Consider the following 281-nt stretch of genomic DNA (forward strand, 5'->3'; position numbering starts at 1 on the left):
CCAAAGACCCGCTAAAAAACCTAAAATAACGGTTGGTAATGCTTCCATTATTTCAACGGTAGGCTTAACCACTTTACGTAATTTGCTCGACATAAAGTATGCCGTGTAAATAGCCGCCGAAAGCGCAATTGGTACAGCAAACAACATCGCATAAAGTGCTGCTTTTAATGTACCGAACGAAATTGGCACAAGTGAAAACTTAGATTCAAAGTCGTCACTGGCTGATGTTGACTGCCAAATATAACCTGGCTCTGGGTAACCTTCGTACCACACTTCTTGCC

The 281-nt window shown here is 42.3% G+C and carries 1 pseudogene; it reads right to left on the reverse strand.

The features are described 5' to 3' along the window. A pseudogene (locus AAEY57_RS19725) lies at positions 1 to 281 on the reverse strand (phosphate ABC transporter permease); the annotation flags it as partial.

Origin of the sequence: Pseudoalteromonas sp. MER144-MNA-CIBAN-0113, from assembly GCF_040308965.1 — a bacterium.
Taxonomy (GTDB): Bacteria; Pseudomonadota; Gammaproteobacteria; order Enterobacterales; family Alteromonadaceae; genus Pseudoalteromonas; species Pseudoalteromonas tetraodonis.